Consider the following 13,821-nt stretch of genomic DNA (forward strand, 5'->3'; position numbering starts at 1 on the left):
CTTTTAAAAATTTATTAGCAAACCATTTTTACAAGTGTATTAGAATTAATTTTAGTTAGTATTAGTGTTTCGTATTTGATTAAAAAAATATACGATTAGTTTATAAAATTACCCATGACAAAGAACCCCATTTACATAGGAAATAATATTGCTTCGAATGATCATTTTGAAGTAAAAGGAGAACTTGTATCACTTCATAATGAAGATTATTACAAAATCTCTAACAGTGATAAAATGAGACCGTTTTTTATGAGTCTTGTTAGTAATTCTAATCACTGGATGTTTATTTCCAGTAATGGAGCCTTAACAGCAGGTAGAAAAGATGCCAACAATGCCTTGTTTCCGTATTATACAGATGATAAAATAACGGAATCTCTAGAGACCACGGGTAGTAAAACGATAATTCAAGTTCATAAAGAGGGAAAGACCTTTTTATGGGAACCGTTTTCAAACCGATACCAAGGTGTTTACGATACCAAGAGAAATTTATATAAAAATAGTTATGGTAATAAGTTGCTTTTTGAAGAAACAAACAAAGATTTACAATTAACGTTTAGATACGAATGGAATACTAGTGACCAATTTGGGTTTGTTAGAAAAGCGAATATTATAAATAATTCAAACGAAAATGTTGCCGTAACCATTCTAGATGGAATTCAAAATATTTTGCCTTATGGTTTAACATCCGTTTTTCAAAATGCGACGAGTAATTTAATTGATGCTTATAAAAAATGTGAACTAGAAACAGATTCAGGTATTGGTATTTTTGCTTTAAGCGCCATTATTGTAGATAAAGCAGAACCAAGTGAGGCTTTAAAAGCGAATACGGTTTGGTTTTCAGGATTAGATAAGCCAACACATTTAATATCCTCTTTACAATTAAATAATTTTAGAGAAGGCAAAGCTATTTCTCAAGAAAAAGATATTAGAGCAGAAAAAGGAGCCTATTTTATTTCGAAGGATTTAAGCTTAGAACCAAATGCAGAAAGCAGCTGGATGTTTGTTGCAGAAGTTAACCAAACAATTAGTGCGATTAACACTATTTCAGAAAAAATAAAAAGCAATAGTAATCTTGAAGCACTTATTCAAGAGGATATAGATGCTGGTACAAAAAACCTTTTACAACTTGTTGGTGCTTCAGATGGCATTCAATTAGGAGATGACCAATTAAGAAATACGAGGCATTTTGCCAATACGCTTTTCAATATTATGAGAGGTGGAATTTTTGATGATGATTATCAAATAGAAAAAGACGATTTTCTTAAATATATGGCTAAGGCCAATGTAAAGGTTTCAAAAAGTAAAGGAGATATTTTAAATAATTTACCAGACCTTTTCAAGGTTGATTATATTAAAGACATTGCCGATAAAGATGATGACAGCAATTTTAAAAGATTGTGTTACGAATATTTACCGTTAAAATTTAGTAGAAGACATGGAGATCCAAGTAGGCCTTGGAACAAGTTTTCTATTAACACACGTAGTGAAGTTGATGGCTCTAAAATATTAGATTACGAAGGGAACTGGCGAGATATTTTTCAAAACTGGGAAACGCTTGCACATTCCTATCCTGCCTTTATGGAAGGGATGATTCATAAGTTCTTTAACGCGACCACTTTTGAAGGTTACAACCCTTACCGTGTTACAAAAGACGGATTTGATTGGGAAGCTATTGAGCCTGATGATCCTTGGTCTTACATCGGGTATTGGGGAGACCATCAAATTATTTACTTGCTTAAGTTTTTAGAGTTTATAGAGAAACATTATCCTAATAAATTAGCGGACAGTTTTACACAAGATGTGTTTGTATATGCCAACGTACCATACAAGATTAAGAGTTATCAAGACACCTTAAATAACCCTAAAGATACTATCGATTTTGATCACGAGTTACACGACAAAATTAACCTCGTTAAAGAAAGATTAGGTGCGGATGGTGCTTTATTACGAGATGAAAATTACTTCATCCATAAAGTCAATTTAATCGAAAAATTATTAGCAACCGTTTTAGCTAAAGTATCTAATTTTATTCCAGAAGGTGGTATTTGGTTAAACACACAACGACCAGAGTGGAACGATGCCAACAATGCCTTAGTGGGTAACGGAGTATCGATGGTTACCTTGTATTACTTAAGTCGATTCATCAATTTCTTTGAAGGTATTGTAAAAAATAGTTCAGAAACAGAATACAATTTATCAGTAGAATTGAAAACCTTCTTCGAAGATGTAGTTTCAACATTAAACGATAATGCAAAAGTATTATCTGGAAAAGTTACTGATAAAGAGCGGAAAACCATTTTAGATGGCTTAGGTTCTGCAGGAAGTGATTACAGATTAAAAATCTATGAATCAGGATTTACAAGTGATAAAGCAGCAATTTCAAAATCTGATTTATTAGAATTTTTCAAAGTATTAAAACAGTATCTAGACCATACCATTAAAGCTAATAAGCGTGCAGATAATTTATATCACGCTTACAACTTAATGACGGTTAAAAATGATACTGAAGTTTCAATTTCGTACTTACCAGAAATGTTAGAAGGTCAGGTAGCTGTTTTAAGTTCTGGTTATTTAGAGCCAAAAGAAGCTTTAACCTTATTGGATGCGTTAAAAGCAAGTGCGCTGTTTAGAGCAGATCAATACAGTTATATTTTATATCCGAATAAGCAGTTATCGCGTTTTGTAGATAAGAACAATATTCCTGCGCAGTCCGTGGAGAAGTCTCAATTATTGAAGCAGTTGATTGCTGATAAGAATACACAGATTATTGAAAAAGATGGTACAGGACAATATCATTTTAATGGTAATTTTAATAATGCAAAGAGTTTAAAAGCGGCATTACAAGAATTACCAGAAGGAAAATATGATGCCTTAATTAAAGCTGAAAAACCACTCTTATTAAACATTTTTGAAGAAATGTTCGATCACAAATCATTTACTGGTCGTTCAGGTACCTTCTATGGTTACGAAGGTTTAGGGTCTATTTATTGGCACATGGTTTCTAAATTGTTATTAGCAGTTCAAGAAAACTGTTTAGTCGCTGTAAATAACAATGAGAGTGAAGAAACTATCGGTAGATTATTAGAGCATTATTACGAAATTAATGAAGGGATTGGAGCTCATAAATCACCAGAATTATATGGTGCTTTCCCAACGGATCCCTATTCGCACACACCAGGTGGAAAAGGAGCGCAACAACCAGGTATGACAGGTCAGGTTAAAGAAGATGTGTTATGTCGTTTTGGGGAGTTGGGTGTTTTTGTAGACGAAGGGAAACTCTTTTTTAATCCAAGATTATTAAGAACTGAAGAGTTTTTAAGTGATTCAAAAGATTTCCATTATACAAACATCAATAAAGAACAAAATACGATAGCACTTGATAAAGGATCACTTTGTTTTACCTATTGTCAAGTGCCAATTATTTATAAACTGAAAGACGATAATAAGGTTGAAGTTATATTCAATGATGGCTCTACCGTAACATTTGAGGATTTAAAACTTGATACATATACAAGTAATAAAATTTTCAATCGTACAGGCGAAGTCAATCAAATTATAGTGTCTGTAAAGAAGTAATATAACAAGGCAACATGAAAGATATTTTAAAATTAGGGGTATATGTTTTTGCAATGTTACTTGTTATTTCATGTAAGGATGCTAAAAAGGAAGAAAGTAACGTAAAACCCGTAAAAGAAAAAGCAATTTTGAGCGCAAAAGACATTTTAGGGGATCCAGAGTATTTGGCAATTTCTTACGGAGGCTACAGAGAAAAGCAGAGAGAAGTTCAACCTACAATTCCGGAGCTAAAAGAGGATATGAAAATCCTAAGTGCTATGGGAGTGAAAGTTATAAGAACATATAATGTTCATTTTGCTCATGCTGAAAACGTGCTTAAAGCCATAACAGAATTAAAAAAAGAAGATACAGATTTCGAAATGTATATGATGTTAGGAATTTGGATCGATTGTCAAAATGCTTTCACTTGGGAGCATGGCGAACCAAATCATAATGCAGAAAGCGAAAGAAATCCTGTTGAAGTAAATACAGCTGTTGAATTAGCAAAACAATACCCAGATATTGTAAAAATTCTAGCTGTTGGAAATGAGGCTATGGTAAAATGGGCTACAAGTTATTATGTAGAACCTTGGATTATTTTAAAATGGGTAAATCATCTTCAAGATTTAAAGAAGGCTGGTGAACTATCAGAAGATTTATGGATTACAAGTTCAGATGATTTCTCTTCTTGGGGAGGAGGCGATCCAAGTTACCATACTGAGGATTTGGAAAAAATAGCGCATGCCGTAGATTATATTTCGATGCATACTTATCCATATCACCAATCACATTACAATTCTGACTTTTGGAAAGTTCCAGAAAACGAAGAACATTTATCGGATAAGGAAAAGGTTGACGCAGCTATGTTACGTGCTTTAGATTTTGCTAAAAGACAGTACGATAGTGTGTCAAGTTATATGTCGAGTATTGGAGTCAACAAACCAATTCATATTGGAGAAACCGGCTGGGCATCAGTATCTAACGGTCATTACGGAAAAAAAGGTTCTAGAGCCACAGATGAATACAAGCAAGGATTGTATTACAAGCACCTACGAGAATGGACCAACAAGGAAAAAATTTCATGTTTCTATTTTGAAGCTTTTGATGAACAATGGAAAGATGGACAAAATCCTTTGGGATCAGAAAATCACTTCGGATTAATAAATCTAAAAGGAGAAGCAAAATACCCATTATGGAATATGGTCGATGAAGGTGTTTTTGAAGATTTAACGAGAGACGGAAATCCATTAACGAAAACTTACAATGGCAACCTTGAAGAATTAATGGAGGATGTTTTAGTGCCAAATACAGAGTATCCAAAAGATTAGATAATGAAAAACATTTTATTCTTAATCGTTGTTTTAATTGCTCTTGTATCATGTAAAAATGAAACAAAAAAAGAAGACGTATCAGTTTCTGAAGTCGTTTCTACTAGTGATATCGTCTCAGTTTCTGGACGACAATTATTGGTTAATGATGAGTCTTATCTTATAAAAGGCATCTGTTATCATCCAGTTCCAAAAGGAAAATCAACTAAAAGAGATTTCGGAACCTTAGCTCAGGATTTAGAATTAATGGTGGAAGCAGGCATTAATACCATTAGAGTTTATGCACCAATAGAAGACCAAAGTGTGCTTGATGAAATCAACGAAGCAGGACTAAAAGTAATTATCGGATTTGGTTACAAGCAAGGAGGTAAAAATGATATTTTCTCAGGTTCATTTATAGAGTATGTCAATAAATTCAAAAACCACAACGCCATTTTAATGTGGGAATTAGGTAATGAATACAATTACCATCCCGAATGGTTTGGTGGAGATATTAAGAATTGGTACAAAGCCATGAATGACGCAGCTGGTTTAATTCATCAAAATGACCCATCGCATCCTGTAGCCACAGCACATGGTGATTTACCAAAAGAACTAGCATTATCTATGAGTCCAAATATTGATGTTTGGGGAATGAATGTGTACCGTTCTGTAAGACCAGAGACCATTTTTAAAGAATGGAAAGAAGTCAGTACAAAACCGATGTATTTAGCAGAAACAGGAGCCGATAGTTATATGCAAATTGCCAAGGATGGTTATAAGCAAGGAATTAATGAATTAGCACAAGCAGATGCTACAGCTATTATTTTGAAAGCGACCTTTAATGGCCAAGATATTTGTTCTGGTGTTACCTTATTTCAATTTACAGATGGTTGGTGGAAAGCAGGGAATAACGAAGTGCAAGACACAGGTGGAACAGCACCAAATAGCACAGGTGTTCCTTTTGATGGTAGTCCAAATGAAGAATTTTGGGGTATCGTTGATATTGATAGGAACAAGAAAAAAGTATTTGATGTTGTAAAAGACATTTATATTAATGTAAATAAAACGGAAAAGTAGATTGTTTGAATATTATCACTCAATCCATAAAATTTGTTTATTCATGAACATTGTCTCCTCGAGGGGACTTTAGGGGTGTTATTTAAGAACGCTCTAAAATTTTAAAAAAAACAATTAACTAAAGCAAAATCAAGATATGAAAAAATCAAGATATAGCATATTGCCGCTCTTAATTCTTACTGTAATGAGTTGTACTTCCGAAAAAAAAGAAAGTAAAAGTTTAGAGGTTGAGATTTATGAAACTTCAGAAAGTGGACATAAACTGACTAGAATAACGGAGTTTTCTAAAGTAGATTCGTCTGCAGTGATAAAATTATTACCAGAACAAAAGTTTCAAACCATAACAGGATTTGGTGGTTCGTTTACAGAATCTTCGGCTTACTTATTAAACAAGTTGAGTAAAAAGAATCGCGATACTATTCTTCAAGCTTATTTTGCTGATGAAGGGGCACGTTACTCATTAACAAGAACACATATTGCATCATGTGATTTTTCATTAAACAATTATACCTATGCACCTGTTGTAGATGATATGGAAATGAAAAGTTTCAACATAGAAGAAGATCGTGATGATTTAATTCCAATGATTAAAGAAGCTCAGGCTGTTTCAACGGATGGCTTTAATATTATAGCGTCACCTTGGACCTCTCCACCGTGGATGAAAGATAACAAGGAGTATGTTGGTGGAAAGTTATTACCAAAATATTACGATGCGTTTGCACTCTACTTTTCTAAATACTTAGAAGCTTATAAAGCTGAAGGTATAGATGTTTGGGGTTTAACACCCGTTAATGAGCCACATGGAAATGGGAATAATTGGGAAAGTATGCACTTTTCTCCAGAAGAAGAAACCGACTTCGTTCAAAACCATTTAGGTCCAAAGTTAGAAGCTGATGGCTTTGGTAATGTAAATATTTTAGGATATGATCAAAATAGAGAAGGGATTAAAGAATGGGTAGATGAAATGTATAAAGACGAAGCCTCTTCAAAATATTTTGCAGGCTTAGCTGTGCATTGGTACGAGAGTACATATGACTATTTGCCAGAAGAATTGCAATACGCGCATAACAAAGCCCCAGATAAATATCTTATTGAAACTGAAGGTTGTGTAGATTCTGAAATTCCGATGTGGCAAGACGATGCTTGGTATTGGAAAAAAGAAGCAACAGATTGGGGTTGGGATTGGGCATCTCCAGAAGATAAACATTTACACCCAAAATACGCACCAGTAAACCGTTACGCAAGAGATATCATTGGTTGTCTAAACAATTGGGTCGATGGTTGGGTAGATTGGAACATGGTTTTGGACCGACAAGGTGGTCCAAACTGGTTTGAGAATTGGTGTGTGGCACCAGTTATTGTAGATCCAGATGCTGACGAAGTTTACTTTACACCATTGTATTACACCATGGCACATTTTAGTAAATACATTAGACCAGGAGCTGAGGTTATTGGAGTTGATAATGCAGATAAAGACTTAATGGTTGCTGCAGCTAAAAACCCTGACGGAACTATTGCTGTTGTGATATTTAATGAGGGTAAAACCGCAAAGGATTTTAGTTTAATGCTAGGTGAAGAAACGGTAAAAGTAAAAATTAATCCACAAGCTATTCAAACGATAATAATCCCAACTAAAACTAAATAATTATGTCTACCACAGCCAATAAAGTTCCATTAGGCCAGAAAATCGCTTTTGGATTAGGTATGCTAGCGAATCAGATGTTTCCCGCTGTTATTGGTATATTCATTGTGGTTTTAGTTAAAGATTTAGGTTTTCCAGGTTGGATGTGGGGAGTAGTATCATTGGCTCCACGTATTTTTGATGCCATTACAGACCCTATTATGGGGTATATTTCAGATAATACAAAATCGCGCTGGGGAAGACGAAAACAATATGTTTTTATCGGAGCTGTAATTATGGGTGTCGCTTTTGTTATTATGTGGCAATTATTCCGAGAGAATTCACTTGATTATAACTTTTGGTATTTTTTACTAACGTCGTTTGTGTTTTATTTAGGCTTAACCATTTTTAGTGTGCCTTATGTGGCTATGGGTTATGAAATGAGTGATGATTTTCATGAGCGTACAAGTATTATGGCAGTTTCTCAATGGATTGGGCAGTGGGCTTGGGTTATAGCACCTTGGTTTTGGGTGATTATGTATGATCCAGAATGGTATCCATCTGCAGATGTGGCGGTAAGAGAATTGGCTATTTGGGTCGGAATTATATTTGCAATTTGTGCTATGGTTCCAGCTATTTTTATTAAAAGTCGTTCCACAGTTAATGAAGATTATTCACCGCTGACACTAAAGAATATTGGAGGTAGTTTAAAAGAAATTGGAAATAATTTCGTTGAGGCCTTCAAATCCGTACCTTTTAAAAAGCTATGCTTTGCTACATTTTTCGTCTTTAATGCGTTTAATACAGTGGCCAGTTTTACATTTTTTATAATCGTTTATTATTTGTTTAATGGAGATGCTGCTGCTGCTGGTATTTGGCCAACACTATTTGGAAGTATTGGTGCTCTTGTTACCACGTTTTTAGTGATTCCAATTGTTGCTAAAATGTCAAAAATCTTAGGGAAGAAACGGGCATTTATGGTTTCACAAGGGATTTCTGTGGTTGGCTATATTATGTTATGGTTCTTATTTATACCAGGAAAACCTTATATGTTTTTGTTTGCTTTGCCTTTTTTCTCTTTTGGAATTGGTGGTTTGTTTACATTAATGATGTCTATGACTGCAGATGTTATTGATCTTGATGAGTTACATACTGGTAAACGTAGAGAGGGTGTTTTTGGAGCCATTTATTGGTGGATGGTAAAATTCGGTTTCGGAATTGCAGGTGGATTAAGCGGTGCAATTTTAACAATCATTGGATTCGATTCTGTTCTCGAAGTGCAACCAGAAGGAGCCATTACAGGATTACGGTTATTCTTTTCTGGACTGCCAATAGCCGGAACGCTTTTAGCTATGTATATCATGCGTAATTATGATTTGACAGAAGATCGAGCTAATGAAATTAGAGCCGAATTAGATAAACGCAAAACTGAAATAATTAAGTAACTCAGTATTAATTATGTCTTTAAGAGGAGAGAAGTTTTTAGCATTAGCATCTATTGATTATGCTGATAAAGATTTAGAAGGATTAAGATTTATCTATAGAGACGTGTTGTCTAAAGGCTTACATGGTCTTTGTTTTAGTCCTTATATGGATGGGCAAGAACCAGGTGATCAATTATCTGAATCTCAAATTAGAAGGCGTATTGAAATTATAAAACCTTATACCAAGTGGATCCGTTCATTTTCTTGTACTGAAGGTAATGAGTTAATACCTAAAATTGCTAAAGAATACGGGCTTAAAACACTTGTTGGGGCATGGTTGGGTGCCGACAAAGATATTAATGAAAAGGAAATTGCAGGACTTCTAGAATTGGCAAATCAAGGTTATGTTGATATTGCAGCTGTTGGTAATGAAGTTATGTATCGTGGAGATTTAACTGAAGATGATTTGTTAGAGCATCTCAACAATGTTAAGAAATCTATTACAAACGACGTGCCAGTTGGATATGTAGATGCTTACTACGAGTTTGCAGATCGTCCTAATATTACAGAGGCTTGTGATGTTATTTTGGCGAATTGTTATCCGTTTTGGGAAGGTTGTGATCAAGACTATTCATTATTATACATGAAAGACATGTACAATAGAGCATTGAAAGCGGCTAACGGAAAAAAAGTAATTATTACAGAAACAGGTTGGCCAAACAAAGGTACTCATCTAGAAGGAGCTTTCCCTTCTGATGAAAATGCGATTAAGTATTTTATCAATTCACAACAATGGTCAAAAGAAGAAGATATTGAGATGTTCTATTTTTCTTCTTTTGATGAAACATGGAAAGTTGGTGCTGAAGGAGATGTAGGATCTTTTTGGGGTATTTGGGATAAAAACGAAAAACTAAAATTTTAGATAAAATAATGCCTCTTGGCATAAGTTATAATTTATCGCGGATAAAGTCATGTTGTATCTTTCAATGTGGCTTTTTAAATTATAAACAAACCCTTAGATAGTTTTTCTCTTATATGTCTAATGAGTTTTTCCAAAGTGGTAAATAGGTTTTTATGATGATCTACTTTGGTCTATTACCATTTTTAGATCAAAATTTATTCAATTTTTATTACTATAAACATTATAGAATTAAGCCAATATGCTTAATACTGATTGTAATAGACACAACAAGCATTTTAAGCACCACAACATTACCTATACAAGACTAGATTTTTACATAACACATTGGTTTGTAGGTTGTTTAAATAAGGCTTGTAAACCCTTGTGTTAATTATGAAACTCTCAGTATAAGTGTGTTTTTATTACGATGTATGCTTTTTGTACTGTGTATTTTTTAGGAATCTATAATAATTCAATTTAGATTTGATGCAATCAGTATTTAGGTGTTTTGGTTTCTTTTGAGAAAAAGGCTACTAAGGACTCTTGAATATTGTCTAAACTAATTAATTAACTAATATAATTTATTATGAAAAAAATTACTTTTTTGTTTATGTTATTGACCGTCTCCTTAGGATTCGCTCAAGAATTACCGTTTACCTTTACCGATGGTGGTGTTCCAACTCTACATGGAATTATAGGTGATGTCCCTGAGGTTATTATTGCTAACGCTGTTGACCCGGACGATGTAACTAATGATGTGCTTTCAATAACAGGGAGTGGTAACGATTGGGATAATGCACAGGTTATTTTTGCTAATAATCTAGATTTATCTGATGACAGTAACAACACAATTACATTTAGAATTAAGAATACAGCTAATGATGGTGTCCATACACATGCATTGAAGTTTGAAAATGGAACAGGACCAAATACCGAATTAGTATTTACAACAGAAGATGATCAGTGGAAAGACATTTCGTTAGATTTCCCTGCTGGTCTTGGAAGTTATCCAAAGATGGTTATTTTCACTGATTTTGGGGCTGGTAATGTGGCAGTAGGAACATATTTAATTGATGACATCGCAGGTGCATCTCATACAACTATACTTCCTGAATTTAGTTTACCAGTAGATTTTAGTGATGATTTCAATGATATGATGATTGGTGGTGATACTACAGTAAGTATTGTTGAAGATCCAGATGATGCTACTAATAGTGTTTTACAGGTTATTGGTTCTGGTGGAGATTGGGATCATGCACAAGCAACTTTAGTTACTCCTATTGATCTTTCTGATGACGATAATAATACAATGAGATTTAGAGTAAGATCTACTACTGCAGCTCCAGGTGAAGTAAATGATCATCTTTTTAAGCTTGAGCTACCAACTTCAGGTGGAACTCAAGAATTACAATTTTCTACAACAGGAACGGATTGGCATGATATTGAGTTAGATTTTGGTTCAGGATTATCTTCTTATAGTAAATTAGTGCTATTTGTAGATTCAGGTTTAGGAAATTCTGCAGATGTTGTTGGAACATATTTATTTGATGATATTTTGGCACCTGGTGCGGATGCAGAAGAGCCAGAGCCAGAACCAATTATTAATACAGATTGTGCAGGTCAAACTGATGAGGCGCAACAAGGTGAATTTACAGAAGGTTATAACTATTCTTTTGTTACTACAGGTACTGATGTAGAATTTACATTCCAATTGCTTGATAATAAAGCAGGTGTAGTTGCTTACTTATGGAGACAATCTCCTTTCACTGAATTTCCTATGACTAGTCTTGGTGATAAAACTTTTGCAGTAACGATAAGTGATTTAACTATTGGTGAGGAAGTTAGCTATGCATGTAAATTTGCCTTCGCAGGTGGCCAAGCAGTAACTAAGTATTTCACTTATGAAGTTGGAGATGATTGTACATTAGGTACAGAAAATTTCGAAACACCTACGTTTAAGGTTTTCCCTAACCCAACTAATAATAATTGGAATATTGAGAGTAATACTACAATAAGTTCAATTACAGTATATGATATTTTAGGAAAACGAGTTAGCGTTTTAAAACCTAATGCGACTGAAGCAAGAATTGATTCCTCTTCATTAAAATCTGGCGTTTATTTCGCAAGAGTTGAAGGTCTTAAAGGTTCTAAAAGCGTGAAGCTTATTAAAGAATGAGATTAATAGCAATAGATCAATTTTAGTAAAAAGCGTGTTTATAATATTTAAACACGCTTTTTCTATAAAATAACTTTATGATGTTTTAATTTAGTAGTACATTAATCCGTATTAAAATACACACGTTAAATATTGTAATACAATTGCGGTAATTAATTAACACAATAATCGGCTTGTGAAGGGGCTATCGTTTCTTTCACTTTTGAATAAATAAAATAAAATGACGACACTCAAAGAATTAGCTGCACTTTTAAATATTTCAGTTTCAACGGTTTCAAAAGCTTTAAATGATAGTCATGAAATTAGTGAAAATACTAGGGTAAGGGTAAAGGAGTTGGCTACGAAGCTAAATTATAAACCCAATAGAATTGCGCAACAACTAAAAACCAATAAAACTAAGATTATTGGTGTTATTCTACCAACAGTAACCAATCCGTTTTTTGCAGAAGTACTACACGGCATTGAAAAAACAGCAACTAACAATGATTATGACATTATTGTGTGCTTGTCAAATGAAACGTTGCATAAAGAAAAACGCAGTTTAGATCTTTTGGCTAATGGCAGCGTTGATGGGTTTATTATTGCAGTAGCAAGAGAGAGCCAAGTTAAGGAACAAACGGATCATATAAAGTCAGCCATTAAAAGTAAATTACCTGTTTTAATGTTCGATAGAGTAGTTGATGATATTGAATGTAATAAAGTGATTGTAGATGATTTTCAATCTGTTTATGAGGCTACCGAACATTTAATAGTAGCTGAGAAACGTAAAAATATTCTTTTGGTAAGTAATATTGAAGAGCTTAGTGTTGGTCAACTTAGAATTAGTGGCTTTACGAAAGCATTAGAAGATCATAAATTAAAACCGAATATTTTAAAGCTAGATAATGCTGTTGATCGCGATGTTGAAAAGAAAATATATGATTATTTAAAAGCTAATAAATCCATTGATGCTATACTTTCTATAGACCATGTTACAGGAATTGTAGCGATTAATATGGCTAAAAGATTAGGTAAAGAAATTCCTAAAGATTTATCTGTAGTCGGTTTTGGTTACGAGCATACTCAAATATTATCGAGTCCAAAAATCTCAATTATCCACCAGAAAGCACATACCATAGGTGAAATGTCAACAAAATTATTAATTGATAATATTAAAGACGACACGTTAAAATCGCAAACTATTATTGTGCCTAGCGAATTAAAATTAAGTGAATCATCTAACACTTAATTTTAACAATAAGGCATAAAAAAAGCTTGATGTAAATCAAGCTTTTTTTATTTTTAAGAGAAAGTTATTACAAACCTTTAACTTTATCGGCCGCTTTAGTTGCAGCATCGTTACCCGCTTTTTTAGCTGAATCTACTGCGTCAGTACCAGCTTTTTTTGCGCCTTCAACTGCATTATTAGCAGCATCTTTTACATCATTAGCCATGTCGTTAGCTCCTTCTTTAGCGCTATCAACGGCATCACCAGTAGCAGTTTTTGCATCATCCATTGCTTCACCTGCATCGTCCATAGTATCTTCCATGGCATCACCTGCGTCATCAATAGTATCTTCTATTGCCTCACCAGCGTCGTCAACAGTGTCTTCAATTGCATCCCCAGCGTCTTCTAAAGCATCTCCTGTAGCGTCAGTAGCGTCTTCCATTGCATCACCAGCTTTGTCAGCTGTTTCTCTACAAGATGTAAATGATAATCCTAATACAGCAACTAGTGCTAAACTTAATACAACTTTTTTCATTTTATTGGTTTTAGT

The 13,821-nt window shown here is 33.9% G+C and carries 9 protein-coding genes; 8 read left to right on the plus strand and 1 reads right to left on the minus strand.

Features of this window, described 5'->3' with window-relative positions; all coding sequences use genetic code 11:
- The first annotated feature begins 114 nt into the window (after positions 1 to 114).
- The 8 genes from HM992_RS06075 to HM992_RS06110 all read left to right on the plus strand — a co-directional run bounded on the left by HM992_RS06075 (position 115) and on the right by HM992_RS06110 (position 13,292).
- Positions 115 to 3,576 carry a hypothetical protein gene (locus HM992_RS06075; protein ID WP_179319058.1) on the plus strand — a complete coding sequence of 1,154 codons (3,462 nt, stop codon included), beginning with the start codon at positions 115 to 117 and terminating at the stop codon, positions 3,574 to 3,576.
- 14 nt (positions 3,577 to 3,590) lie between these two features.
- Positions 3,591 to 4,883, plus strand: coding sequence for a glycosyl hydrolase family 17 protein (locus HM992_RS06080; RefSeq protein ID WP_179319059.1), 1,293 nt, complete (start codon positions 3,591 to 3,593; stop codon positions 4,881 to 4,883).
- A 3-nt stretch (positions 4,884 to 4,886) separates the two neighbouring features.
- Complete coding sequence (locus HM992_RS06085) at positions 4,887 to 5,942, plus strand: glycoside hydrolase family 2 TIM barrel-domain containing protein (RefSeq protein ID WP_179319060.1); 1,056 nt, start codon at positions 4,887 to 4,889, stop codon at positions 5,940 to 5,942.
- Positions 5,943 to 6,078: 136 nt separating this feature from the next.
- On the plus strand, positions 6,079 to 7,587 hold the full coding sequence (locus tag HM992_RS06090) for a glycoside hydrolase family 30 protein (RefSeq protein ID WP_179319061.1): 1,509 nt from the start codon (positions 6,079 to 6,081) through the stop codon (positions 7,585 to 7,587).
- A 2-nt stretch (positions 7,588 to 7,589) separates the two neighbouring features.
- Entirely contained in the window at positions 7,590 to 9,008 is a 1,419-nt protein-coding gene (locus HM992_RS06095; protein WP_178985902.1) for an MFS transporter, read from the plus strand.
- 13 nt (positions 9,009 to 9,021) lie between these two features.
- Positions 9,022 to 9,909 carry a glycoside hydrolase family 17 protein gene (locus HM992_RS06100; RefSeq protein ID WP_179319062.1) on the plus strand — a complete coding sequence of 296 codons (888 nt, stop codon included), beginning with the start codon at positions 9,022 to 9,024 and terminating at the stop codon, positions 9,907 to 9,909.
- Between the two features lie 565 nt (positions 9,910 to 10,474).
- Positions 10,475 to 12,064 (plus strand): T9SS type A sorting domain-containing protein, encoded by a 1,590-nt coding sequence (locus tag HM992_RS06105; RefSeq protein ID WP_178985900.1) that lies wholly within the window; start codon positions 10,475 to 10,477, stop codon positions 12,062 to 12,064.
- Between the two features lie 220 nt (positions 12,065 to 12,284).
- Positions 12,285 to 13,292 carry a LacI family DNA-binding transcriptional regulator gene (locus HM992_RS06110; protein WP_178985899.1) on the plus strand — a complete coding sequence of 336 codons (1,008 nt, stop codon included), beginning with the start codon at positions 12,285 to 12,287 and terminating at the stop codon, positions 13,290 to 13,292.
- A gap of 67 nt (positions 13,293 to 13,359) precedes the next feature.
- Here the strand turns inward: HM992_RS06110 and HM992_RS06115 are convergent, their stop codons facing one another.
- The gene (locus HM992_RS06115; RefSeq protein ID WP_179319063.1) at positions 13,360 to 13,806 is read right to left on the minus strand and encodes a hypothetical protein; all 447 of its coding nucleotides are present in this window, start codon (positions 13,804 to 13,806) and stop codon (positions 13,360 to 13,362) included.
- Positions 13,807 to 13,821: the final 15 nt, after the last annotated feature.

Source organism: Winogradskyella helgolandensis, from assembly GCF_013404085.1.
Lineage (GTDB): Bacteria > Bacteroidota > Bacteroidia > Flavobacteriales > Flavobacteriaceae > Winogradskyella > Winogradskyella helgolandensis.